Below are 22,133 nucleotides of genomic sequence, written 5' to 3'. Positions count from 1 at the left end.
CCGGCTTGAGAAAATCCGCTACGTTATTTACATCTGGTTACGCACAATACCGCGAATTAATGGAACTTATTAATGCGCAACTGCGGCACTCGATGCATCCGCAGCACTACGCGAAGGCCGCGTAATCCAGATCAGCGGAATGATGGCGATAAAGATGATCGCCGAGATATAGAAAATATCGTTCAGTCCCATGACGGCCGCCTGCGCATCCACCGAACTGTTGAACAGCGCGTAGGCCGAGTTGCCGCTCAGGTGCAGCGACTGTTGCACGTTGTCCATCTGCTGCGTGAACACCGGATTGGTCGGGCTCGCCTGCTCCGAGAGCCGCACGTGATGCAGGATCGTGCGGTCGTTGAAGGCGTTGCCGATCAGCGATGTGCCCACGGCCCCGCAGAACGTACGCGCGAAATTGGACAGGCCTGCAGCAGCCGGAATCTTCTCGGGCGGCAGGCCCGAAAGAATGATCGACGTGAGCGGCACGAAGAACATCGCCATCGGAATGCCTTGCAGCAGCGTGGGCAACACGATGTCCCAATGCGAGACATCGGTATAGAACTGCGTGCGCATCATGAACACCACGGCAAAGCCCACGAACGCCACGGTCGCGATATAGCGCGGATCGCTGCGCGGCAGCAGGCGGCCGATGATCGGCGTGAGCAGCACCGCGAACACGCCGAGCGGCGCGGTAGCAAGGCCCGAATCCACCGCGCGATAACCCAGATAGCCCTGCATCCATTGCGGCAGCAGCACCAGCGTGCCGAAGAACATGCCATAGGCCACTGAAATCGAAATCGTGCCGCCCGCGAAATTGCGCTGCGTAAACAGGCGGATATCGACCACGGGGCTCTCTGCCGTCAGTTCCCAGACGATGAAGAACGCGAAGCCCACCAGCGCGATCAAGCCGAGCGCGACGATCAGCGGCGAATCGAACCACGCGAGATCCTTGCCCTTGTCGAGCATGATCTGCAACGACGCGACCCAGACGACCAGCAGGCCCAGACCCACGCCATCGATCGGCAGACGCCGCGTGGGCGATTCGCGTTCGCGATAGATCGCCCATGTGACCGCCGCTGCAAACAGGCCCACAGGAATATTGATGTAGAAGATCCACGACCAGTTGTAGTCGTAGGTGATCCAGCCGCCCAGCGAAGGACCGGCGATCGGGCCGACCAGCGCGGTCATCGACCAGAGCGCGAGCGCCGTCGACGACTTCTGTTTCGGCCACGAGCCCAGCAGCAGCGCCTGCGAAAGCGGCGCGAGCGGCCCGGCCACGACACCTTGCACAATCCGCGCGCCGAGCAGCGTGGGCAGATTCGGCGCGATGCCGCACAGCCACGAGGCCAGCACGAACAGCAGGATCGAACTGACGAACAGCTTCACGGTGCCGAAGCGCTGCGTGAGCCAGCCCGTGAGCGGAATGGAAACGGCATTGGCCGCCGCGAAGATGGTGATGACCCACGTGCCTTCGTCGACGGATACGCCGAGGTCGCCCGAAATCGTCGGGATCGCCACATTGGCGATCGACGAATCGAGCACGTTCATGAACATCGCCAGCGACACGGCAACGGTGCCGAGCGCGAGCTTGCCGCCGCTGAGCGGCGCGGGAGAGTGCGGTGCAGACATGGAATACGGATGTGATGGGCCAGGGACCGGCGGCGAGGCGCAGGCCACCCGGGAGCCTGGCAGAGCCCCGCGCGCCGATCAATGTCTGGACGCGCACTAGATTCTGACGCTGGAAGCAATAATGCCTGCCTCACATGCGCTTACTTCGATTAATCAGGTATCCGTACTATCCACACCGCAGCGCTCACTCGCTCTGGAAATTCACCGTGCGCTTCGCGCGTTCGTCCACGTTGAGCGAAAACACGTCGGGGCGTGCGTAGTGGCCCACCACATCGAAGTCGTAGCGTGCGCGCACGAGTTCGTCGGTATCGATCTGCGCCGTCACGAGGCCGGTCTCGCCGTGCAGCGGGCCCGCGAGAATATCGCCGAGCGGCCCGACGATCACGCTGCCGCCGTTGATGAGCGGACGGGCCGGGTCCCAGTGCGGCACGTCGATGCCAAGCGCCGCCGGCGAAGGCTGCACCTGACACGCGCTCACCACGAAGCAGCGCCCTTCGTGCGCGATATGGCGCATCGAGCACTGCCAGATCTCGCGTTCGTCGACGGTCGGCGCGCACCAGATCTGCACGCCTTTCGCGTACATCGCCGTGCGCAGCAGCGGCATATGGTTTTCCCAGCAGATGGCCGTGCCCGCCACGCCCGCAGCGGTCTGCACCACCGGCAGCGTCGAGCCGTCGCCCTGCCCCCAGATCAGCCGCTCGGTGCCCGTGGGCATGAGCTTGCGGTGCTTCGCCACCAGGCCTTCGCGCGGATCGAAGAACAGCGCCGTGCAATACAGCGTGTTGCCCGAGCGCTCGATCACGCCGATCACAATCGACGCTTCGCAGCGCGCGGACAGCGCCGCGAGCGCATCGGTTTCCGCGCCCGGCACGTCGATGGCGTTGTCGTAATAGCGCGCAAACGCCTCACGCCCTTCGGGCAGACGATAGCCCAGCCGCGTGCCGAAGATTTCGCCCTTCGGATAACCGCCCAGCAGCGCCTCGGGCATCACGACGAGCGACGCGCCCGCGGCGCGGATCGCTTCTTCGAACGACAGAATGTGCTCCAGCGTGGCCGCTTTGCCCTGCGGCAGCGAGCCGATCTGCAAGGCGGCGAGAGTCGATTTCGGCATGATGTTTTTCTCCGTGATTCAGGTTCGGATTCAGGTTCGGCGAGTCGAATCCGTATGATGGAGGGGTCAAAACCTCGCGCCCACGCGCGCCGCCACTTTCTGCTATGCATGCCAGTGATATCTCCGGCGTCGATCTGAATCTGCTGAAGATTTTCGAAGCCCTGTTCGAGGAAGGCGGCGCGAGCCGTGCGGCGATCCGGCTGGACATGACGCAATCCGCCGTGAGCGCCGCGCTCAAACGCCTGCGCGTGCTCTACGACGACCGCCTCTTCACGCCGACCGGACGCGGCCTCGCGCCCACTTCGCGCGCGCGCGAACTCAAGCCGGTCGTGAGCGAAGCGCTCGATCGCGTGCGCCAGAGTCTGGCGATCGCGTCGCCGAAACCCGCCAGCTTTCATGGCCGCGCCGTCGCCATCGGTCTGTCCGACGATTTCGAACTGGCGCTGGGCCAGCCCATCATCGCGCAGGTGGCGCGGCACGCGCCCGGCTTGCGCGTGATCTTTCGGCAGACTTACAGCCAGATCGTGAGCGACAGTCTTGCGAATCAGGAGATCGATCTGGCCATCGCGGCGGGCGGTTTCGGCGCGCGCGGGTTGAGCCATCAATCACTCGGTCAGGGCGACTATGCGTGTCTCGTCGATGCGGCCTCGCTCGCGCCAGCGGGCAAGGACGATCACGCCGCGCTCACGCTCGAGGCCTTCGTTGCGCGCGGGCATATTCTGGTTTCGTCGGGCGGCGTGGTCGGTATCGTCGATGAAGCGCTCGCCGCGCAAGGTCTGAAACGCACGGTGATCGCGTCCACCACGCATTTCGCCGGCCTGCCGTATCTGCTCAAGGGCACGCAGGCGGTCGCCACCATTCCGCGCCATGCCGCCAGCGCCATCGCCGCGCTTACGGGGCTGCGTCTGGTCGAATGTCCGCTCGCCTTGCCCGGTTATCCGATCGAACTCGGCTGGCGCGCGAATGCGCTGCGCGATGTGGCCGTGGCGCGCGTGCGCGATGCCATCGGCGCATGTGCGCATTGGCTGGGCACCTGACGTATTGCGGGCGAGAGCGGGCGAAAGGCCCGCGCCGCAAAAAAATTTTCCTGCCAGCGACGGATTTCTCCCGCTGCCCCGTTCAAGTGAAACAAGGACGCACGAAGGCCGTGTGCTCCATCACGAACAACGGGAGGAAATCCATGCCTCGCAAGCCGCTTTTGTCATTCCGATCGATCGTCGTCGCCGCTACGCTCGCGCTCGCGGGCACCGGCGCGTTCGCGCAGACCGTCATCATCGCCCCTAACGCGCCGCCGCCGCCGCGCGTGGAACACGTGCCGCCGCCGCGTGCGGGCTACGCCTGGGACCCGGGCCACTGGCGCTGGAATCATGGCGCCTATGTCTGGGCGCCCGGCCACTGGCAGCCGGTACGCGTGGGCTACCGCTGGGTGCCGGGCCACTGGATCGCGCGCGGCCCCAACTGGCGCTGGGTGCCGGGCCATTGGGCCTGAGGCGGCGAGCATGAAAACGCTGCTCCTCATCGCCATTGCCGCGGCGGTCCTCGCGGGCTGCGTGGTCGTGCCCGCGCGCCCCGCGTATTACCGGCCCGCGGTCGTCGTATATTGAACGCTCGCGAACCGGCCGACGCCGCCGCCACGGCGGCGCGGCCCGAACCCGCGCAGGCCCCGGGAGGCCACGACGATGACTTTCGCGCTGCCACCGGCGCCGGGATGCGCCCGGCGCAGGCCGCTGACGATACGCCACGGTACGGTGTCTTGAACGACGATCAGGAACACGAATCCGCGCGCCATCCGGCATCGGCAAGCCGCCAGGCGGACCCCGATGCGCCACTCATCGCCCGCGTTGGCGCGCGCGATGCGGGCGCGGTGCGCACGCTCGTCGCGAACAAGCTGCCGCGCCTGCTCGCGCTCGCCACCCGCATGCTGGGCGACCGCATGGAAGCCGAAGACGTCGCCCAGGAGGCGTTCATGCGTATCTGGAAACAGGCGCCGCACTGGCGCAGCGGCGAGGCGAAATTCGATACCTGGCTGCACCGCGTCGCGCTCAATCTGTGCTACGACCGCCTGCGCGGCCATCGCGAAGCGCCCGCTGCCACGGCCGACGCCTTGCCCGATGAAGCCGATCCCGCCGCGCGGCCCGACGAACAACTGGAATCGCGCGTGCGCGACGCGCGTGTGCGCGATGCGCTGGCCGCATTGCCCGTGCGCCAACGCGAAGCGCTGGTGCTCACTTACTATCAAGAACTTTCGAACGCCGAAGCCGCCGGCCTGATGGACATCACGGTCGACGCGCTCGAAAGCCTGCTGGCGCGCGCCCGGCGCAGCTTGCGCGCACAACTGGCTGGCGAAGGCGCCGGCAAGGATCGAGCATGACACCCGAACGATTCCACACACTCGTCGAAGCCTATGGCGCCGATCCGCGCCGCTGGCCACAGGACGAACGCGCCGACGCGCTCGCGTGGGCCCGCGCGCATCGCACGCAGGCCGATGCCGTGCTGGAGGAAGCGCTCGCGCTCGACGCGTGGCTCGCGCGCGATCTCGTTGCGCCGCCCTCGCGCGCTTTGGTCGAGCAGATCGTGGCGAGCGCGCCCGTGGCCGTACCGGTGCAGGCGAAGCCGGATCGCGCGAAGCGCAAGCGCTTCTGGTGGTCGGGCGCGGCATTCGCGGGCGTGGGGATCGCAGGGGCGCTGGCCGGGGCGATGGCGATGTCGATGTTGCTGCCCGCGAGCACGCTCAATAGTTTTCACGCGCAACAGGAAGCGCTGCACGAAAGCAGCTATATGGATTCGAGTTTCGGCGGTTCGAGCGCCGATTGGGGTGATGAATGAACGCACGCTCGTGGAAGGTGCTGATTGTGGGATCGGTGCTGCTCAATGTGTTTCTGCTCGGCGGGATCGCGGGCGGTGCGTGGCGCTGGTTCGCCGCGCGCGATGAACGCGAGGCGCAGGCGCAAACACAGGCACAAACGCAGGCGCTGCCCGCCCAACGCGCCGCGCTGCGCTTTGCCACCGACAATCTCCCGCCCGAGCGGCGCCAGCAATTCATCGACGCGCTCAAGGCCGCGCGTCGCGAAGGCCGCGAAGACGCCCGCGCGGCGCGCGAGGATCGGCGTGAAGTGCTGGATCTGTTGGCTGCGCCGCAACTCGACCGCGCCGCGCTCGACGCTGCGCTGGCGCGCACGCGCGCAGCCGATAGCGCTTTGCGCGCGAAGGTGGAAAGCGGTGTCGCCGATTACGCGGCCACGCTCACGCCCGAAGAGCGCGTGAAGTTCGTCGAAGGTCTGGAGCGCAGTGGTCAGTGGCGTCTGCCGCCGCAGCAGCAGCGCAAAGCGGTTTCGCAGGCGAGTTCCGCTCCGTAATCGGCGCGGTAATCAACCTGACATTCGCACGAGGCGAAAAAATATCGGCGGAACCGCGACGGATTCATGCACGAGCGGCGTTTAAGGACTGTACGCAACACCTTGAACGCCCCTCAATCGACCTGACAAGGACCGCGCATGGACAGCCAGCCCTCCGCCCGCGCCGCCGCGATCGCCATGAATCGCTTTGGTCTGGGTGCACGCGCCGACGAAGCGCCGCCCGCCGATCCGCAGCGCTGGCTGCTCGATCAGTTCGCGCACTACGAACCGTTGCCCGCGGCGTGGCGTGAAGAACCCGGCGCGGTCGCGCTGGCGACGCGTTTCGGCGAAGAGCGCCAGCAAGGCATGGCGAATCAGGCCGAGGCAAGCGCACCGGCATCGGCTCCGACGCCAGCGTCATCGCCGCAAGCCGCTCGCCAGGCGGTCAATCGTGCGATCCGGCGTGAAAGCGTCGATATCTATCGCAGTGCGGTGAACGCGCGCCTCGCCAGCGCCTTGCAAACCGATACGCCTTTTGTCGAGCGTCTCGTGCATTTCTGGTCGAATCACTTCGCCGTTTCCGTCGATAAACCGGCCATCGCGGGTCTGGCTGGCGCGTTCGAAATGGAAGCGATCCGCCCGCACGTGCTCGGCAATTTCGAGCAGATGCTGGTGGCCGTCGAACAACATCCGGCGATGCAGCTTTTTCTCGACCAGACGCGCTCGGTCGGACCGGACAGCCGTGCCGCACAGCGCGCCGATCAACGTGATCCCGCGCACAAACGCGGCCTCAACGAAAACCTGGCGCGCGAGATCATGGAACTGCACACGCTGGGCGTGCGCACCGGCTACACGCAGGACGACGTAACCGAATTCGCGCGTGCGCTCACCGGCTGGAGCGTGGCCGCGGCACGCGGCACGCAACCGGGAAATGCGCAGCCTGGCGCGTTTGTGTTTCGCCCCGCCCTGCACGAACCCGGCACACGCACGGTGATGGGCCGCCAATATGATCAGGATGACGAACTACAGGCTCTGGCGATATTGCACGATCTTGCGCACGCGCCTGCTACGAGCCGCCATATTGCCTTTCAGCTTGGCCGCCATTTCGTCGCCGATAACCCGCCGCCCGCGCTCACCGATCGCCTCGCCCTCGCCTTCGAACAAAGCGGCGGCGATCTGCCGACGGTTTATCGCGCGCTGATTGCAGCGCCGCAAGCGTGGTCCGCGCCCGACACCAAGTTCAAGACGCCGTGGGAATGGACTGTTTCGTCGATGCGCGCGCTCGGCTGGCGCGATCGCGGCGATCTGAACGCGGCGCCCTTGCTCACGCAACTCGGTCAGCCGGTCTGGCGGCCCGGTTCGCCCGCGGGCTACGACGATATCGCTGCCAGTTGGGCCGCGCCCGATGCGCTGGTGAGGCGCGTCGAAGTCGCCCAGCGTTTCGCCGCGCGCGTGGGCGACCGCCTAGATCCGCGCGCGCTCGCGCCGACGGTCCTGCCCGGCACGCTCACGCCGCCCACCGCCACGGCCGTCGCGCATGCGGAAAGCGCACCGACTGCGCTTGCCCTGCTGCTCGTTTCGCCCGATTTTTTGAGGAGATAACCGCCATGCTCTCCCGCCGCCATTTTCTGCGCGTTGCCGCTGCCGGTGCGGGCGCGATGCTCGTCGCCCCGCAGATCGTGTTCGCGCATGCCGCCACCGATCGTCGCTTCGTGTTCGTGATCCAGCGCGGCGCCGCCGACGGTCTGAACATCGTCGTCCCTTATGCTGAGCCTGCATACGCGGGGCTGCGTGGTGCACTCGCCATCGATACGGCCAACGCCACCAAACTCGATGGCACCTTCGCGCTGCATCCCGCGCTCGCGCAGACAGCGCAGATGTATCGAGCGGGGCAGGCGCTGTTCGTGCATGCGGTGGCCTCGCCTTATCGCGACCGCTCGCATTTCGACGGCCAGAATGTGCTGGAAACCGGCGGGCGTTCGCCGTATCAGGTCAAGGACGGCTGGCTCAACCGGCTGGTCGCGCAGGTGGGCGGCACGCGCGAAAACGCCATTGCGTTCGCGCCTACCGTGCCGCTCGCCTTGCGCGGCGCGGCGCGTGCGACTTCGTATGCGCCCTCCGCATTGCCTGCCGCAACCGACGATCTGCTCACGCGCGTTTCCGCGCTTTACGAAGGCGACGCGCAACTGCACGGTCTCTGGAATTCGGCGATGACGGCGCGCGGGCTCGCAGGCGATGCGAGCGCGAAGCAGGACCCGGCGAGCGTAGGCAAACTCGCGGCCGGTTTTCTTGCGCGCGCGGACGGCCCGCGCATTGCGATGATCGAAACCGGCGGCTGGGACACGCATAGCGCGCAGAACGCGCGGCTCGCGAATCAGTTGAAGGCGCTCGACACGATGATTGCGGCGCTGCGCGACAACCTCGGCCCCGCGTGGGACAACACAACCGTGCTGGTGGCAACCGAGTTCGGCCGCACCGCGGCGGCCAACGGCACCGGCGGCACCGATCACGGTCAGGGTTCGGTCGCGATGCTGATGGGCGGCGCGGTTGCAGGCGGCCGCGTGATCGCCGATTGGCCCGGTTTGCGCCCGGGCGATCTTTACGAATCGCGCGATCTCAAGCCCACCGCTGCACTGGATGCGTTGATCGCAGGCGCCGCCGCCGAAAGCTTGCAACTCGATCCGCAGCGCACGGCTGCCGCGCTGTTCGCGCAAGCAGGCGCGACAAAACCCATCACAGGACTTATACGCGCCTGATTCTCCAACCCGTAAGCAACGATAAAACCATCTTCAAGGAGGAACTCTTATGAAACCCCGAATCTATTTCGGTCTACTGATGTGTGCCGCGCTGCTCTCTGCGTGCGTAGTCGAACCTGCGCGCCCGCCCGAGCCCGCACCGCGCGTAGAAGTCGTGCCGCCCGCGCCTCAACCCGGCTATCACTGGGTCAAAGGCCACTACCGCTGGGAAGGCAATCATTGGCAATGGATACCGGGACACTGGGCCTGAACGGCGCAAAGCCGATTGTGATCCACAGGCGATGATTAAGGTCGTACAGACGACGCGCTTTTACTGAGCATCGTCGTCTGCAGAATTGAATACGGCGTTGCGTTGAAATTGACGCACCGCCGTATTTTTTTAATTAGCTATCCAGATCGAAAACCGGATCGGTCTTGATCGAATCGTAGATTTCGTCCATCGGCATATCGCCCACCTGGCTGCGGATATAGGTCCCGAACGCGCGTTCGTACAACTCGCGGCCCGCTGGTGCGGCCAGCGTCAGTTCGAAACATTCGAGAACGAATTCGGCCATTCTGTCTGCATCGACGAGAAGGGTTTCTGCTTTCCTCTGATCCATTCGTGCACCCTGCGGCAGTGCCGCCCATCCATTACAAGCCGCGAATCTTACCCCAAGTCCGACCGGACCGTGATAGCGAGTCTAACGCTTTTTAACCTTGCCGGACGCGCCATTGCGATGACTGGGTCATTTCCCCTTCAATTGACCCTGCAGCGCGCGCCCGAGTGTTGACCGGCATCATTTCGCGGGGAAACGGTGCGCCTATAGTCAAGAGCGGTCAAGGGCGGTCATTTGCGAACGTTCACGACCACAACGAGGAAACCAGCGCAAACCGATAGTCACCCCATTACTGCAGGAGCAATCCATGTCGATCAAGCAGACCGAAGTCGTGGCGGCAAAACAATCCGTTGTCAGGGCGAATAGCGAAACAGACGCCGACGTCATTCGCCTCTCGCCTGATGTGCAGGAAATCATCTCGGCGATGCAACCCGGCGTGCGCTACAACACACGCGAACTCGCGAAACTGGTGGGTATTCGTGCACCGGCCTTGAATACGGTGCTTATGCAGGCGCTGCAAACAGGCGCAATCCGTGAAGCCGGGCGATCGGCCGATAACCGCTACTGGATACCCACAGCAGAACAACTCGCGCTCGAAGCACGGCTTCAACAGCGTAACTGGTGGTGTCAGGGCGCATTGACGGGCTACGACGAAGAGCATCGCCAGTTCCGCAATCTCTGCATGCTCGTGCGGCGTTCATGAGGCCGCTGCACACGTTCCACTGCATGCAGCCCCTTTTTCAGGATGAGCCTCGAACGGCGCCTATTAGAATCCCGCGCGCAACGCGCGCCAGGCGCCGTCAACCATCGGCCGGCTTCGCACTGCAACATCTTGAATCCCTGCAACAGGAACTAATTTCATGGACACCACCCAAAGCGATGGCCGCCAGGCGGCTCCAACGGTCACCGCCGCGATAGCAATGGAGCGCCTGCAACAGGCGGGCCTCCAGACCGACACATTGGCCAGCCCGGTGCCAATCGCCACGGTCCCCAAACTCAACGACGCTTTCGAACTGCTGCACGAAAGCGTGCGTCTGGCCAACGAAGACTTCACCATGTTGTTCAAGATGCTGGAACCGCATTTGCCGCGGCATCTTTTTAACAGCGGCGCGCATATCACGCCGTCGCTCGACAGCGATGCGATCAAGAATTTCGACAGCCATCCCTCGCGTGGCCCCGAATACAGCCCGACCTATAGCAAGGTGATCAATGCGGCCGAAGCCATCAGCCGCATGCGCAAAGGCATCGAGCTAATCACCAGGCACCTGGTCATCTAGTGCCCGTGCGCTGCTTACCGGCAGGGAAAATTGGCGAGCAGCGCCTTGTAGACGATGGCGCCGGTGGGCTCCAGAATCTGGTCGAGATGGCCCTTCATATAGCCGAGCACCACGCGCAACTGATCCCCGCGCGTGAGGTTTTGCGGCAGGCAGTAACGCGGTTTTTGCCGGTCGATCAAGGTCTGAACGAGTACACCGTTCGAATAGCCGGCCAGATACATTGCACAGGCTTCGAGATTCTCTGCCCGCTGGCAGATAGCGTAGAAGCCATCGCCCTGATCGATCGACGGAGCGGGTTGAGTCTGGGCTTGGGTCGAGCCGGCTGCGAGCGCAATGGCAAGCGCGGCAGAGGCGTAAATGCGTTTTTTCATGATTGCGATGGTTGGAATTGAACCGGCGCAAGCATAGCCGCAGGGCAGCGCGCAGGCTTTGCCGTCCGTCAACCTCAGACCATCGCAAAACACACAATCGGCGATCGCTTCAGAAAAACGTCTGCATACCCAAATGCGCGGCGAACTGATGATTGTTGCTAGACGGCATCAGGCCGCCGATCCACGCATTATGGGTGCCTGCCACATCGCCGCCAGTGCACTGATACGCCGCCTCCGCATAAAGCATCGTGCGCTTCGACAATGAATACTGCACGGTCGTCGTCACCTGCTGCGCGCGGTTGTGATCGAGTTGTGCATTGCCTTTGATGTACTGGTAATTCGCGCCCAGACGCCAGAATGGATTGAACGAATAGAGCCCGCCAATCTGGCCTACCTGCGCCACCGCGCCCGTCAAGGTGTTCTTCGTATAGGTATAGAGCGCGTTCGCATAGAGATTGCCGAAAGTATTCCCCACGCCAATTCCGAAGTTGCGAATACCATCGTGGCCGTCGTTCATCGACGTATAGCGGGTCTCGTTATACGCCGCGCCCGCGCCAAACGTGCCGTAACTGTAATTCGCACCCAAACCAACAGTATTGTTGGCCGAAAGGCTGCCCGCTGTATTGCCAAAGCCGTAGAGCGCGCCAAAACGCAAACCGCCCAATACCGCCGACGTGAATTTCACCGAATTCGACACGCGCGTCATGCCCGCCGTTTCATCGAAGTCGAGTGAGCCGGTCATATTGCCCGGAATGCCCAGCGCGGAAAACGGTCCCTGCCGCATGTTGAACAGGCCGCCGTACATGAACGTGCCGTCGAGGCGCACTGGCGGAAAGAACAGGAAATCGAACAGCAGGTTGTACTGCTGGCCAAAGGTGAGCTTACCGATGCCCTCTTTTTCGATGCCGACATACGCACCGCGATTGAAGTCCGCGCCCGGACCCGGAATGCCCGCGCCAGTATTGATAAAGAATTGCGACTGAAGATCGAAAACCGCCTTGTAACCGTCGCCCAGATCCTCTACGCCGTGCAATCCCCAGATGCTCGGCGTGTATTCGGAATCCTGGGCGAGAAATGCGCCATGACCGTTTTCATTCGATGCATACGTAAGGCCGACGTCGAGAATGCCGTAAAGCGTAACGCTGCCTTGCGCATGCGCGCCCGGCATCATCAAGGCAGCAACCGCCGCGCCGATTACCGTCGCGACACGCCGCTTGTATCGTGTCTTGTTCGTCTCTTCCATGATCTCTCCAACCGTGTATTCGTTCGTTATGCGTCTCTGCGGACCTGAATCGAATTCTCTGCGAATTTTCTATTTGATATGTAATCCTATATTTAATCGATAAACCCGCCTCGCAAGATATCTTCAATCCGGCTAGGCAATGAAACTCTGCATCGCGGCGATACGCCAGCCATCGGCCGATCTGATCCACGAGGCTTCATAGCGGCTCAAGATGGAGAGCGTCCCATTGGCTGTCTGCACGCTTGCCGCCATCGCACCGCTCAGCAGCGCAAAGCGCTCTCGCACAAGAATGTCGCTCACATCGAGCGATACGCTTTCGTAACGCATCGCGCCACCTGTCAGCTTGGCCAGATAACTGGCACGCGTATCACGCGCGCCAGTCGAATGGATATAAATGAGGCTTTCGTCGAAGATCGCTTCCAGCGCTTCCGTATCGGCCGCCAGCATGGCAAGGCGGCGCTGCTCCTCCAGCGCGCGAATGGCAGTCACATCAGGTTGCCCGGTCATCAGCTCGCGTCCTTTTCATTGAGTGCGCCACGCGGCAAACGCGTGGCGCGAAAGCTTCCTTAAAGCCGCGTATTGTCGCGGCCTTTGAGGCCCAACATCGCACGTGCCTCGGCGGGCGTGGCGATCTCGTAGCCCAGACGCAGCAACAAATCGCGAATCATCTCGACCTGCTCAGCGTTCGAGGTGGCAAGTTTTCCCGGCCCGATCGACAGCGAATCCTCCAGCCCCACCCGCACATTGCCGCCCATCAGCGCGGCCTGCGTAATGAGCGGCATCTGATTGCGTCCCGCGCCCAGCACCGACCACTGATAGGTCTCGCCAAACAGCTTGTCCGCGATGCGCTTCATATGCACGAGGTTCTCGGGGTCCGCGCCGATACCGCCCAGAATGCCCAGCACGAACTGCAGGAAGATCGGCCCTTTGACAAGGCCGCGATCGACGAAATGCTTGAGGTTGTACAGATGCCCGACGTCATAGTATTCGAACTCGAATCGCGTGCCGTGCGCCTGCCCCAGACGCGCAAATACTTCCTCGATATCGGCGAAGGTATTGCGGAAGATCGCGCGGCGCGTGCCTTCGATATATTCGCGCTCCCACTCATGCTTGAAGGTCTTGAGCTTGTCGAGAATCGGAAACACCGCGAAATTCAGCGAGCCCATATTGCACGAGGCCATTTCCGCCGATACGTCGATGGCCGCCGCGAGACGCTCGTCGAGCGTCATGCTCACTGCGCCGCCCGTGGTGATATTGATGACCGCGTCGGTAGCCGCATGAATGCGCGGCAGAAAGCGGCGATACGCGGCCGGGTCGAATGCCGGGCGGCCATCTTCGGGATTGCGCGCGTGCAGATGCAGGATCGCCGCGCCGGCTTTCGCGGCGGCGATCGCCTGCTCCGCGATTTCATCGGGCGTGACGGGCAGATACGGCGACATGCTCGGCGTGTGAATCGAGCCGGTAATCGCGCAGGTAATAATGACTTTGCGTGCCATGCTAATGTTCTCCGCGATCAGTTTTTCAAACGGGCTCGGCAACCACGACGTTTTCGATGTGGCCCACGCCGTCGATCTCCACGCGCAGCACATCCCCCACGCTCAGGAATCGCGGCGGCTTGTGCGCCGCGCCCACACCCGAAGGCGTGCCCGTCGCGATGACATCGCCGGGTTCGAGCGTCATCACCGTCGAGAGATACGCAATCTGCTGCCAGACGTTGTAGATCATCTCGCCCGTGCGCACTTCCTGCCGGCATTCGCCATTCACGAGCATGCGCATCTGCAGCGCGTGCGGATCGGCAATCTCGTCGGGCGTCACGATCCACGGACCGAACGGGCCATGCGTGTTGAAGGACTTGCCGAGCATCATCGTCGGCGAACGCATCTGCCAGTCGCGCACCGAAACGTCGTTGCAAACCACATAACCGGCGATGACCGAAGCCGCCTCTGCCTCGCTCACATGACGGCACCGGCGGCCAATCACCACACCCAGTTCCGCTTCATAGTCGAGCTTGTCCGATACCTTGGGCATATGCACCGGATCGAACGGTCCGTTCACACACGAGACCTGTTTGTTGAACCAGACCTGGCTGTCCGGCACCTGAATGCCCGCCGCGCGCGCCTCTTCCACATGACGCCGATAATTCATGCCGATGGCGAGAAACTTCGACGGATTGGGCACCGGCGCGTCGAGCCGCACATCGGCGAGCGGCCAGGTCACGGCCTGTTCGATACGCACATCGCGCGCACGTTGCATCATCGCGGGGCCGCCCTGCAGCAGTTCGAGCATCGTGCGGGGCAGCGCCGGATCGCTCGCGGGCAGGTCGATAATCTGCTGGCCTTCGACCTTGCCAATGGAGATATATCCGCGAGATTGAAAAGTGACGAGTTTCATAGCATTCCTTATAAATCGAATTGATTGATCAGCCGTCGGGCACGTTCAGGCGTTCAGGCGTCCAGGTTTAAGCGCCCTGTTCGGAGTTCTCGAGAAATACAGCGGGCAAGTCCGGGCCCCAGAGATAAACGCCGTCCTCCGGGGCATGATCCTCGGCCACCCAATCCACCGAAGCGGGAATGAAATCCATCGTGGCGCTGTATTCGGAGAAACTGCCCCACGGGTCCTGCACGTAATAGAAGTAGTTCGAGCCGAGCACGTGGCGCCCCACGCCCCAGCCGTTGCGATAACCCGCGGAAGCCATCTGCATATAGCCAAGGCCGACATCTTCGACAGTCGGCACATCCCAGCTCAGGTGATGCATCGCCGGTCCCGAACTCATTGCAAACGCAAACAGGTGATGATCGCCGCCGTGCGGCGCATGCAGAAATGCCACGCCATCGCCCGAACGATCGGACAGGCGCAAGCCCAGCACGCGCTCGCAGAACGCGATCTGCGCCGGCACGTTCGGCGTCGCAAAAGCGATATGGGACATTCGCGCAGGCTGCACTTGCGCGGTATGGCGCCGATAAGGCGCGCAACGCACGCCGTTTTCCGGCAGATCGGGAAGCTGATGATTCGCCTCATCGAGCGTCGTCTTGACGCCCGCACGAATCTGCAATGCGATGCCATCGGGATTGCGAATCCAGAAGCCTGCATCGTCGGCGCCCGGCGGCGGCGCGATAAATTCCACGCCCGCCTCTTTCGCACGCGACTTCAGCGCGTCCAGTTCGTCCTCGAAACAATGCAGCGTGAGCGAATCGAACTTCTTGCGCGCGCCTTCGCGCAAGCGTCCCCACACATGCGGCGAACCTGCGGTGCGAATCAACAGGCCACCTGCGCCATCGGGCTCTACGTCGAGTCCGAAAGCAGTGTAAAAACGCTGCGCGTCGTCGAGCGAAGGCACCGTCATGCCGAATTCGCCGATCGAATGAATGCCGAGGCGGTCGTGCCGGCGGCTCTGGGTCATGTTCATCTCCTGGTTATGTTCAGGCGCTCACCGTGGGCTGCATCGCCTCGCGCCATGCATCGACAAGCGCATTGAGCGCGTGCGCGCTTTGCGCCGCACCAAAGCTGTAAAAATCAGGCCGCGCCAGCACGGCCACTGCGTCATGCTTCGCAAGGTACTGAGCGTAGATGCCCTGCACATCGATAAAACCGCCTGCGCCAAAATGCGTGACGATCACGCCCTGCTCCTGCAATGCATGACGATTAGCATGACTAAGCGTATCGAGCACGGCTTTATCGCGGGCAATCAATGCGAAGCGCACGCCAAAAATATCGTCGAACAAGCCACGCCGGCCCTCGAATTCGACGATACCTTGTGGCGTCAACCCGCCACTGCCCGGCGCATCCACATCAAAGCAGCCTGCGCCCAGGCGCGGCTGCGGCGCTTGCGGCGCTTCGAATCCGGGCGTAGCCTGCGCGGCGCGCATTTCGCGGTCGCGTGCGGCGGCCGCAGCCGGGTCGGTGATACAGATCACCCTGCCGAGCGAGATCGAAAAATCGATGATGTCGCGCACATGGTTGCAGCGCTCCGGGCCGTAACTATCGAGCAACGCATCGCCCGCCTTGCCGCGCAGGATCGCGTCGAGTCGCCAGCCCAGCGCTGCCGCGTCGCGCAAGCCGCTGCACATGCCCTGGCCCGCGAACGGCGGCATCAGATGCGCGGCGTCGCCCGCCAGCAGCACGCGGCCCGCGCGCCACTCCTTCGCCCAGCGTCCGCGGAAGGTGTAGACGGCGTGACGTTCCAGCACCGCGTTTTCGGGCGTCACATCCCAGCGCACCAGCAGATCCCACGCCACCGAATCCTGATTCATCTGCTGCGCCGTTTCGCCCGGCAGCAGCATGAATTCCCAGCGTCGGCGTCCCGGGCCGCCCGGCACGATCGTGGTCGGGCGCGCGGGGTCGCACAGTTGCCAGGTCTTCGGCACCCATTCGCGCGGCGTTTGCGGCTTGACGTCGACCACCAGCCAGTCGAACGCAAAGCCCAGATCCTCGCAGCCGATGCCCAACGCCTGACGCACCATCGAATTCGCCCCATCGGCGCCCACGACATAGCGCGCGCGGATCGTTTCGCGCTCGCCACCGCTCACCCAGCGGCCTTCCACGAGGCGCCCTGTTTCGATGTCGATAAACACGCCATCGGCATGCTCGCGCAGCGTCGTCGCCGACCAGCCCTGGCGCACGCTCACATTCGGCAATTGCTTGACGTGGCGATCGAGCACGCGCTCCAGCTCCGGCTGCGCGAACATCGTCGAGACCGGCCAGCCGCTCGGCCCATTGCCGCCCCAGTTGAAGTCCATCAGCAATTCGTCGTTCGCGTTGCGCCACTGATAGCGGTCCGTGATCTCGGCGATGCTGTTGATATCATGGATGACCCCGCAAGCCTGAAACAGCCTGGCGATTTCGTGATCGAAATGAACCGCGCGCGGCAGCGGGTAAGGATTGGGCCAACGCTCGACCACGGCCACGCGATGCCCCGCGCGACCAAGCATCAGCGCGAGCAACTGGCCAGTCGGCCCGTAGCCGACGATCGCAACATCGACGGTCTGGTCTGCCTCCATGTGTTCTCCGGATTCGAGCCGTTCGGCGGCTCTTTTTTAAAAATGACATTTCTGTACAATTCGGACTGTATTGTCAACTTGATAAGAGTATCAATTCAATGGGGGAAACCCGAGGTGCAGTCGTGACGGCCACGCGCGCGAAGTCGAACAAACCCGCGGCCACGCCGGAACCCGCGCTGGACAAGGAAGACCACCGGATACGCACGGGCGCGGTGCGCCGCGAAGCCACGCGCCGCAAGATGCTGAGCGCGGCGGTCGGCGTGTTCGCGCAGAAAGGACCGGACGCGGCCTCGATCGACGATTTCATCGCCGCGGCGGGCGTCGCGCGCGGCACCTTCTACAACTACTTCAAGACCACGGCGGAGCTGCTGGATGCCGTGACGTCGGAATTGAGCGACGAGGTGATCGCCGGCATCGAGGTCTGCGTGGCCACCATCGACAATCCGGTCGAGCGGATCTGGATCGGTTGCCAGACTTACGTGCAAGTCGCGCTCATGCATCCTGCGTGGGGTGCGTTCATCACGCGCACCGGCATTCGCGGCGACGCCAGCGGGCGACTGACCGATATCTATCTGCCGCGCGATCTGGAAGCGGCGCGCGCACGCGGCATCGCGCATTTCGAAAACACGCGTGCGGCGAAGGATCTGGTGATGGGCGCGATTTATCAGAGCATCGAAACCGTACTGACCGGTGGCGCGCCCAGCGAGCATCCGCGTGCGGTGATGAAGCTTGCGCTCGGCGCGCTGGGTGTGACGCCCGCGCTCCTCGCGACGCTCGAAAAGCAGCCCTTGCCGGAGCTGGAGTTGCCCGATGGTTTGAAATCGCTCGAAGCGGCGGCCGAAACGCCGCAGCGCTAGCCGCCAGTTGCGCGCGAATTGCGGCGCGCAACTCACGCGCCCGCGCCGCATCATTCGCGTTTGCGCAATAGTGAAATCGCGCAGCGGCTGATTCTGTTCCCACGCGCGCTTGCCTAGACTGGCTGCACTACGGTCCATTCCGTACTTTCAACCAGTCGAGGAAGCCGCCTCATGAAGCTGCATTACACGCCCCTTTCCGGTCACGCACACCGCGCCCAATTGTTCCTTGCGCTGCTCGGCGTCGAACACGAACTCGTGCCGGTCGATCTCGCCGCCGGTGCGCACAAGACGCCCGCGTTTCTCGCCATGAACCGCTTCGGCCAGGTGCCGGTGCTCGAGGACGGCGAAATCATCATCGCCGATTCGAATGCGATCCTCGTCTATCTCGCGAAGAAGTACCAACGCACCGACTGGCTGCCCGAAACGCCGCTGGGCGCGGCGCAAGTGCAGCGCTGGCTTTCCGTCGCGGCAGGCCAGATCGCTTATGGCGTGTGTGCTGCGCGCCTCAATACGCTGTTCAACGCCTCATTCAACGCCGATGAAGTGATTGCCCGCGGCCACGCGAGCCTCGCCGTGATCGACGCGGAACTGGCGCAGCGCGAATGGATTGCGGCCTCGCACCCCACCATCGCCGATGTCGCGCTGTACAGCTACATCGCCAATGCGCCCGAAGGCAATGTCGATATCAGCGCGTACCGGCATGTCGATGCCTGGCTCAAGCGCGTCGAAGCGCTGCCGGGTTTTGTGGCGTTTCCGCAAAGCCGCGTCGGTTTGCGCGCGTAATCGTTCGCAAACCTGAATAAGTCGATGCGGCGACTCGATAGCGCCGCGTTCGTCCAAGGACATTCGATCATGAACACCGCCGCCGCTCTCGCCGATACCTCGCCCAAACCATCGCCGTGGCATGCGGGCGAACTGGCGATGCAGCGCGCGGCCGGTGTCGAGGAACGCATGGACGCGGTCGGGCGGCGCAATCTGCGCGATCATCTGATCGAGCAGCATCGACTGTTCTATCCGCAATTGCCGTTTGTGGTGCTGGGCGCCGTCGATCCCGCTGGCGATGTGTGGGCAACGTTGCGCGCGCAACGACCAGGCTTTCTGCATGCACCCGATGCACACCGCCTGCATGTTGCGCTCGAACGCGATGCCGACGATCCCGCCGATGCCGGTATGCAGGACGGCGCGGCGCTCGCGCTGCTCGGCATCGAATTGCCGACACGCCGCCGCAATCGCCTCAACGGCACCGTGCAACGCAACGCGCCATATGCAAACGCAGGTTTTGATCTGCTGGTCGAGCATAGTTACGGCAATTGCCCGCAATATATCTTCCAGCGCGATGCGGCCTTCGTGCGCGATCCCGCGCAACGCAGCGAGATCGCGCCGGTTATCAGCGATCAAATGGACGAACGTGCGCGCGCCATCGTCGCGCGGGCCGATTCGTTTTATGTCGCGACTTATGTGGATCGCGATGATGGCCATCGTCAGGTGGACGTGTCGCATCGCGGCGGTAAGGCGGGCTTCGTGCGTGTGGATGAACGCGGCGTCTTCACGGTGCCCGATTTCGCGGGGAATCTGTTTTTCAACACGTTGGGCAATATCGTCGCGAATCCGCGCGCTGGGCTTGTGTTCGTCGATTACGCCACGGGCGATCTGCTGCAACTGACCGGCGCCGCCGAAGTGCTGCTCGATTCGCCCGAAATTGCCGCGTTTCAGGGCGCGGAGCGTCTGTGGCGCTTCACGCCGCAACGCGTGATCTTTCGCGCAGGCGCACTGCCGTTACGCTGGACCGCCCGCGCCAATGGCGCTTCGCCTAATTCGGCACTGACCGGAGACTGGTCCGAAGCCGATGAGCGCATGAAAGCGCAAGCGCTTGAGAATACGTGGCGGCCGTTCACCGTAGCGCGTATCGCCGACGAAAGCCGCACGATCCGCTCGTTCTATCTGCAACCTGCCGATGGCGCGGGGCTCGTGCGCCACGAAGCGGGCCAGCATCTGCCGATTCGCGTGACGCTGCCGGGCGATACGAAGCCGACGCTGCGCACTTATACGCTTTCGGTTGCGCCATCGGATGGCCTTTACCGCATCAGCGTGAAGCGCGAGGGCCGCGTATCGCGCTATCTGCACGACGTAATAAAGCGCGGCGATCGCATCGAAGCTCGCGCGCCCGCCGGCAATTTCACGATCGATGCGCGCGCAACCAGACCGGCTGTGCTGCTTGCCGCTGGCATCGGCATCACGCCGATGCTCGCGATGTTGCGCCATCTCGTCTACGAAGGGCTGCGCACGCGCCATATCCGCCCGAGCTGGTTGCTCTACGCCGCCCGCACCCAAGCCGATCGCGCCTTCGACGAAGAACTGCAGGCACTCGTGCGTGCTGCAGGCGGCGCGGTGACGCTCGTCAATGTGCTCAGCGATTCGACAGGCGCGACATCCGGCAGCGACTATCAGGCGCTGGGCCGCATCGACATGGCCATGCTCGGCGAAGTGCTACCGTTCAACGACTACGACTTCTATCTGTGCGGTCCCGGCGGATTCATGCAGTCGATCTACGATGGTTTGCGCGGACTGAATATCGCCGATGCGCGCATTCACGCTGAAGCGTTTGGTCCCGCCGCGCTCAAACGAAAAGCCGACGCCAGCGCGCCGCCCGCCACGCCGCCGCGTGCGAGTGCCGGCGTCGCCGTGCCGGTGCGTTTTGCGCGCGCGACAAAGGAGGTGCAGTGGAATCCTCAGACCAGCGGCACACTGCTCGATCTCGCCGAAGCGAACGGACTCACGCCGGAATTCAGTTGCCGAGGCGGCAGTTGCGGCACTTGCCGCACGCGCATTATCGAAGGCGCGGTGGCGTACCCTGATCAGCCGCCCGCCGCTACGGTCGGCGAAAACGAGGCGCTGATCTGCTGCGCCGTGCCTGCGGCTGGCGATGACGGCACCGCGCCGCCGCTGGTACTCGATCTGTGAGCGAACGGCAAACGCGCGAATGGCACCCCACTGTATACTGCGGGCATCCGTGACCCTCGTTCCGCGACTGCGCGGACCCCGACCCGCTATGGACCGTCTGCAGGCGATGACCGCTTTTCTCTCGGTGGTGGACAACGGCGGTTTCGCCGCCGCAGCGCGCAAGCTGCAGGTGTCGCCGTCCGTGGTCACGCGTATCGTCAGCGAACTCGAAGATACGCTTGGCGTGCGTCTGCTCACACGCACCACGCGCATCGTGCGCGTGACCGAAGCGGGCGCAGGCTATGCAGAAAGCTGCCGGCGCATTCTCGGCGATATCGAGGAAGCAGACCATGCCGTCGCCGGTAGCCTTCAAGTTCCACGAGGACTGCTTAGCATTACCGCTTCGGTCCTGTTCGGGCGGATTTTCGTGATGCCCGTCGTGCTCGAATATCTGCGCGACTACGATGATGCCGATGTGCGCTGCTGGTTTCTCGACCGCGTGGTGAATCTGATCGACGAAGGCATCGACGTGGGCGTGCGCATCGGCGAACTGGCCGATTCGACCATGCAGGCGGTGCGCGTTGGCAGCGTGCGGCGCGTGGTCTGCGCCTCGCCCGACTATCTGGCAAGGCACGGCGTACCGCAACGTCCCGATCAACTCGACGGCCACGTGCTGATCACGGTCAGCGGCGCATCATCGTTGCCGGAATGGCGCTTCGGCGCAGGCGCGCCACGCATTACCGCGCAAAAGCGCGCGCGGCTGTCCACCACGACCAACGATTCCGCGATTGCCGCCGCCGTCGATGGCTTCGGCATTACGCAGGCGCTTTCGTATCAGGTCGCGCAGCAACTCGACGCGGGCAAGTTGCAGATCGTCATGGCCGAATACGAGCCACCGCCGCTGCCCATTCACGTCCTGCATCGCGAGGGCCGTCATGCCACGCGCAAGGTGCGTGCGTTTCTCGATCTGGCGATCGAACGTCTGCGCGCCAATGCTTCGTTAAACCGCTAATCAGCGATAGTCCAA

The 22,133-nt window shown here is 63.5% G+C and carries 24 protein-coding genes; 14 read left to right on the top strand and 10 right to left on the bottom strand.

Features of this window, described 5'->3' with window-relative positions; all coding sequences use genetic code 11:
• Positions 1 to 69 precede the first annotated feature (69 nt).
• Both G3N59_RS29235 and G3N59_RS29230 read right to left on the bottom strand, forming a co-directional pair.
• Entirely contained in the window at positions 70 to 1,623 is a 1,554-nt protein-coding gene (locus G3N59_RS29235; RefSeq protein WP_205986309.1) for a DHA2 family efflux MFS transporter permease subunit, read from the bottom strand.
• Positions 1,624 to 1,807: 184 nt separating this feature from the next.
• Positions 1,808 to 2,734 carry a carbon-nitrogen hydrolase family protein gene (locus G3N59_RS29230; RefSeq protein WP_205986308.1) on the bottom strand — a complete coding sequence of 309 codons (927 nt, stop codon included), beginning with the start codon at positions 2,732 to 2,734 and terminating at the stop codon, positions 1,808 to 1,810.
• Positions 2,735 to 2,838: 104 nt separating this feature from the next.
• On the opposite strand from G3N59_RS29230, the gene G3N59_RS29225 reads away from it, so the two are divergent.
• From G3N59_RS29225 to G3N59_RS29190, 8 genes are all read left to right on the top strand, one after another.
• Positions 2,839 to 3,771, top strand: coding sequence for a LysR substrate-binding domain-containing protein (locus G3N59_RS29225; RefSeq protein WP_205986307.1), 933 nt, complete (start codon positions 2,839 to 2,841; stop codon positions 3,769 to 3,771).
• Positions 3,772 to 3,914: 143 nt separating this feature from the next.
• Complete coding sequence (locus tag G3N59_RS29220) at positions 3,915 to 4,223, top strand: YXWGXW repeat-containing protein (protein ID WP_205986306.1); 309 nt, start codon at positions 3,915 to 3,917, stop codon at positions 4,221 to 4,223.
• 219 nt (positions 4,224 to 4,442) lie between these two features.
• Entirely contained in the window at positions 4,443 to 5,105 is a 663-nt protein-coding gene (locus G3N59_RS29215; protein WP_205986342.1) for an RNA polymerase sigma factor, read from the top strand.
• A complete protein-coding gene (locus G3N59_RS29210; protein WP_205986305.1) occupies positions 5,102 to 5,560 on the top strand; it encodes a hypothetical protein in 459 nt (152 codons plus the stop codon). The genes G3N59_RS29215 and G3N59_RS29210 overlap by 4 nt, the downstream gene beginning before the upstream one ends.
• Positions 5,557 to 6,090, top strand: coding sequence for a periplasmic heavy metal sensor (locus G3N59_RS29205; RefSeq protein ID WP_205986304.1), 534 nt, complete (start codon positions 5,557 to 5,559; stop codon positions 6,088 to 6,090). Before G3N59_RS29210 ends, G3N59_RS29205 begins: the two co-directional genes overlap by 4 nt.
• 138 nt (positions 6,091 to 6,228) lie before the next feature.
• The gene (locus G3N59_RS29200; protein WP_205986303.1) at positions 6,229 to 7,671 is read left to right on the top strand and encodes a DUF1800 domain-containing protein; all 1,443 of its coding nucleotides are present in this window, start codon (positions 6,229 to 6,231) and stop codon (positions 7,669 to 7,671) included.
• On the top strand, positions 7,668 to 8,825 hold the full coding sequence (locus tag G3N59_RS29195) for a DUF1501 domain-containing protein (protein ID WP_346777958.1): 1,158 nt from the start codon (positions 7,668 to 7,670) through the stop codon (positions 8,823 to 8,825). Before G3N59_RS29200 ends, G3N59_RS29195 begins: the two co-directional genes overlap by 4 nt.
• Before the next feature lie 49 nt (positions 8,826 to 8,874).
• Positions 8,875 to 9,075, top strand: coding sequence for a YXWGXW repeat-containing protein (locus G3N59_RS29190; protein ID WP_205986301.1), 201 nt, complete (start codon positions 8,875 to 8,877; stop codon positions 9,073 to 9,075).
• A 133-nt stretch (positions 9,076 to 9,208) separates the two neighbouring features.
• Here G3N59_RS29190 and G3N59_RS29185 read toward each other — a convergent pair whose 3' ends face one another.
• Positions 9,209 to 9,379: a hypothetical protein gene (locus G3N59_RS29185; protein ID WP_205986300.1), complete on the bottom strand. Its 171-nt coding sequence runs from the start codon at positions 9,377 to 9,379 to the stop codon at positions 9,209 to 9,211.
• Positions 9,380 to 9,728: 349 nt separating this feature from the next.
• Between G3N59_RS29185 and G3N59_RS29180 the strand changes: the two genes are divergently transcribed.
• Together G3N59_RS29180 and G3N59_RS29175 are read left to right on the top strand one after the other, a co-directional pair.
• Positions 9,729 to 10,124: a hypothetical protein gene (locus G3N59_RS29180; RefSeq protein WP_205986299.1), complete on the top strand. Its 396-nt coding sequence runs from the start codon at positions 9,729 to 9,731 to the stop codon at positions 10,122 to 10,124.
• Positions 10,125 to 10,281: 157 nt separating this feature from the next.
• Entirely contained in the window at positions 10,282 to 10,698 is a 417-nt protein-coding gene (locus G3N59_RS29175; RefSeq protein ID WP_205986298.1) for a hypothetical protein, read from the top strand.
• Positions 10,699 to 10,712: 14 nt separating this feature from the next.
• On the opposite strand, the gene G3N59_RS29170 is transcribed toward G3N59_RS29175, so the two are convergent.
• The 7 genes from G3N59_RS29170 to G3N59_RS29140 all read right to left on the bottom strand — a co-directional run bounded on the left by G3N59_RS29170 (position 10,713) and on the right by G3N59_RS29140 (position 17,309).
• Positions 10,713 to 11,069, bottom strand: a complete 357-nt coding sequence (locus G3N59_RS29170) for a Rap1a/Tai family immunity protein (protein ID WP_205986297.1) — start codon at positions 11,067 to 11,069, stop codon at positions 10,713 to 10,715.
• Between the two features lie 109 nt (positions 11,070 to 11,178).
• Positions 11,179 to 12,312 (bottom strand): porin, encoded by a 1,134-nt coding sequence (locus G3N59_RS29165; RefSeq protein ID WP_241024376.1) that lies wholly within the window; start codon positions 12,310 to 12,312, stop codon positions 11,179 to 11,181.
• Positions 12,313 to 12,444: 132 nt separating this feature from the next.
• A complete protein-coding gene (locus G3N59_RS29160; RefSeq protein WP_205986296.1) occupies positions 12,445 to 12,819 on the bottom strand; it encodes a nuclear transport factor 2 family protein in 375 nt (124 codons plus the stop codon).
• Between the two features lie 59 nt (positions 12,820 to 12,878).
• Positions 12,879 to 13,814 (bottom strand): 3-keto-5-aminohexanoate cleavage protein, encoded by a 936-nt coding sequence (locus tag G3N59_RS29155; RefSeq protein WP_205986340.1) that lies wholly within the window; start codon positions 13,812 to 13,814, stop codon positions 12,879 to 12,881.
• Positions 13,815 to 13,833: 19 nt separating this feature from the next.
• Positions 13,834 to 14,703 (bottom strand): fumarylacetoacetate hydrolase family protein, encoded by an 870-nt coding sequence (locus G3N59_RS29150; protein WP_205986295.1) that lies wholly within the window; start codon positions 14,701 to 14,703, stop codon positions 13,834 to 13,836.
• A gap of 67 nt (positions 14,704 to 14,770) precedes the next feature.
• The gene (locus tag G3N59_RS29145) at positions 14,771 to 15,712 is read right to left on the bottom strand and encodes a VOC family protein (protein WP_205986294.1); all 942 of its coding nucleotides are present in this window, start codon (positions 15,710 to 15,712) and stop codon (positions 14,771 to 14,773) included.
• A gap of 19 nt (positions 15,713 to 15,731) precedes the next feature.
• Positions 15,732 to 17,309 carry a bifunctional 3-(3-hydroxy-phenyl)propionate/3-hydroxycinnamic acid hydroxylase gene (locus G3N59_RS29140; RefSeq protein ID WP_205986293.1) on the bottom strand — a complete coding sequence of 526 codons (1,578 nt, stop codon included), beginning with the start codon at positions 17,307 to 17,309 and terminating at the stop codon, positions 15,732 to 15,734.
• Between the two features lie 98 nt (positions 17,310 to 17,407).
• Between G3N59_RS29140 and G3N59_RS29135 the strand changes: the two genes are divergently transcribed.
• From G3N59_RS29135 to G3N59_RS29120, 4 genes are all read left to right on the top strand, one after another.
• Entirely contained in the window at positions 17,408 to 18,166 is a 759-nt protein-coding gene (locus tag G3N59_RS29135) for a TetR/AcrR family transcriptional regulator (protein WP_205986292.1), read from the top strand.
• 171 nt (positions 18,167 to 18,337) lie between these two features.
• A complete protein-coding gene (locus G3N59_RS29130; protein WP_205986291.1) occupies positions 18,338 to 18,949 on the top strand; it encodes a glutathione S-transferase in 612 nt (203 codons plus the stop codon).
• A 69-nt stretch (positions 18,950 to 19,018) separates the two neighbouring features.
• Positions 19,019 to 21,127, top strand: coding sequence for a pyridoxamine 5'-phosphate oxidase family protein (locus tag G3N59_RS29125; RefSeq protein WP_205986290.1), 2,109 nt, complete (start codon positions 19,019 to 19,021; stop codon positions 21,125 to 21,127).
• 88 nt (positions 21,128 to 21,215) lie between these two features.
• The gene (locus tag G3N59_RS29120) at positions 21,216 to 22,118 is read left to right on the top strand and encodes a LysR family transcriptional regulator (protein WP_205986289.1); all 903 of its coding nucleotides are present in this window, start codon (positions 21,216 to 21,218) and stop codon (positions 22,116 to 22,118) included.
• The last annotated feature ends 15 nt before the right edge of the window (positions 22,119 to 22,133 follow it).

This window comes from Paraburkholderia sp. Ac-20340 (genome assembly GCF_017104965.1).
GTDB lineage: Bacteria > Pseudomonadota > Gammaproteobacteria > Burkholderiales > Burkholderiaceae > Paraburkholderia.
The sequence above is the reverse complement of the archived record's forward strand: the minus strand, read 5'-3'. Positions and strand labels throughout refer to the sequence as shown.